The organism is Polaromonas sp. P3_C2, assembly GCF_056402675.1.
Genome location: NZ_JBFUGX010000621.1, coordinates 1 through 2,418, shown reverse-complemented (window position 1 = coordinate 2,418; position 2,418 = coordinate 1). Strand labels below are relative to the sequence as shown.

2 protein-coding genes and 1 pseudogene are annotated in these 2,418 nt (G+C 59.2%); 1 reads left to right on the top strand and 2 read right to left on the bottom strand.

What is annotated here, in order from left to right; translation table 11 throughout:
- Positions 1 to 204: pseudogene (locus AC1DWI_RS19865) on the bottom strand (bifunctional protein-serine/threonine kinase/phosphatase); the annotation flags it as partial.
- Positions 205 to 275: 71 nt separating this feature from the next.
- On the bottom strand, positions 276 to 1,088 hold the full coding sequence (locus tag AC1DWI_RS19860) for a formate/nitrite transporter family protein (RefSeq protein WP_477669446.1): 813 nt from the start codon (positions 1,086 to 1,088) through the stop codon (positions 276 to 278).
- Positions 1,089 to 1,527: 439 nt separating this feature from the next.
- Between AC1DWI_RS19860 and AC1DWI_RS19855 the strand changes: the two genes are divergently transcribed.
- Positions 1,528 to 2,418 (top strand): alkaline phosphatase D family protein (locus AC1DWI_RS19855; RefSeq protein ID WP_477725541.1); only part of this gene is annotated, 891 nt, incomplete at its 3' end.

Genomic DNA, 2,418 nt, shown 5'->3' with positions numbered 1-2,418 from the left:
GTCCTCAAGGAAACCGGTGACGGCGTACTGGCTGGCCACGTCGCTGACGGCACTGCTGCTGATGCCGTCGGCCAATGCAATGGCAATGCCCTTGGCGCTCAGTTGCGGCTCTTTGGGTACATAGATGCCGTGGAAATCCTGGTTGGTTTCCTTGCGGCCCTTGTCCGAATACTGACCTGCCGATATCTTCAGTTCACTGGACATGTGGGGTACCGGCAAAGCCCCCGCGCATCTTTGTATCTTGCATGCGCGGGAGCTTTTGTTTTGAAAGCAGGTTATTTAAAGGAACGTGACGGTCCGGTTTTAATGTGYGTGGCATACAGCGTCAAGCCGGTGAAGGCCAGGCCGCCCACCAGGTTGCCCAGCACCGTCGGAATTTCGTTCCAGATCAGGTAGTCCATGATGGTGAAATGCGCGCCCAGCAGCAGGCCGGACGGGAACAGGAACATGTTCACGATGGAATGCTCGAACACCATGTAGAAGAACAGCATGATGGGCATCCACATCGCGATCACCTTGCCGCTCACCTGGGTGGAGATCATCGCCCCCACCACGCCGGCCGACACCATCCAGTTGCACAGCATGCCGCGCACGAACAATGTGAGCATGCCGTTGGCGCCGTACTTCTGGTAGCCCAGCGTGCGGTTCTCGCCCACAACGCCGATGGCCTTGCCCACGGCGTTGGGCTCGGTCGAAAAGCCGTTGGTGACGTAGATTGCCATCATCACGGCCACCGTGAAGGCACCCAGGAAGTTGCCGGTGAACACCAGGCCCCAATTGCGCAGAACGCCCTTGACCGTGACGCCCGGGCGTTTGTCGATCAGCGCCAGCGGGCACAGCACGAACACGCCGGTGAGCAAGTCGAAGCCGAACAGGTAGAGCATGACAAAACCGACCGGAAACAGCACGGCGCCCAGCAGCGGCTGGCCGGTTTGCACGTTGATGGTGACGGCGAACCAGGCCGCCAGCGCCAGGATGGCGCCGGCCATATAGGCCCGGATCACGGTGTCGCGGGTAGACATGAAGATTTTGGATTCACCCGCATCCACCATCTTGGTCACAAATTCCGAAGGCACTAAATAAGCCATACGATCCCTCTAAATCCTGTTTTGCCAAAAAAAAATCCACTTCGAGATCTTCAAAAAGATTGAAGACCGAAGTGGACGCCGTTATCCATTCAGATCGATTGGGCACCGCGAAGCYCGCTKTACCCTGCGCAGGCCTTCGTCAGCCTGACCTCAGGGATGCAAGCACATACCGTGCCGCTAGCAAAACACCGCGGATCCGGCCTTGCTGGCCCCCGGAGGCACTGCGGAGGCGATTGCGTCGCCCCAAATTTGTGCATTTCAACGCCATTGACAAATATTTTGGTGCCAACCGTTACATCGTCTGGCCACCCAGGCGCTGGCTTGGACGATGCGCACCCGGCAGCACTACAGCTTTTCGACGGGCAGATGATTCATGAAGCTGACATGTCCTGCCAAAAGAATAGGCGCTCCAACGCCACTACTTTTTCTGGAGAAACCCATGGATCGCCGACAATTTGTTAATTCGACTGCTGCCGTGTTGGGAGGCTCGGCCATGGTGCTTCCCCGCCTCGCCAAGGCGCAGTCAGCCCCTGCCCTCATCACGCGCGAAGCCATGCGGCCCCAAATGGCCCACGGGGTTCAAAGTGGCGACCCAAAAGCGGACGGCGCGGTGATATGGACCCGCAGCGACCGGCCTTCACGCCTTTGGCTCGAGTGGGCAACGACCGCCAGTTTTACCAATGCCACGCGCGTGCGGGGCCCTTACCTGATGGACGACACCGACTTCACCGGGCGCGTGGACCTGACGGGCCTGCCGGCGGGCCAGGAAATTTTCTACCGGGTGGTGCTGCAAGACCTGCATAACGAACGTGTGCTGTCTGAAGCCGTGGCCGGCCACCTGCGTCTGCCTGCCGGCGCAGGGGCCAAGGCTGTACGCGACGTGCGCTTCACATGGAGTGGCGATACGGCCGGGCAAGGCTGGGGCATCAACGAGGCATGGGGCGGCATGAAAATCTACGAGCAGATGCGAAAGGTCAACCCTGACTTCTTCCTGCATTGTGGCGACACGATTTACGCCGATGGTCCCATCACGGCGCAGGTCAAGCTTGCTGATGGTTCCCTCTGGAACAACGTGGTCACCGAAGAGGTCAGCAAGGTCGCGGAAACACTCAACGAGTACCGCGGCCGCTATCGCTACAACCTGATGGACACCAATGTGCGCCGCATGGCAGCTGAAGTGCCGCAAATCTGGCAATGGGATGACCACGAGGTGGCCAATAACTGGTCTGACTCCAAAGACTTCGGTGCCGACAAGCGTTACACCGAAAAGAATGTGCCCTTGCTGGTGGCGCGCGCCACCCGGGCCTTTCATGAATTTGCGCCCATACGC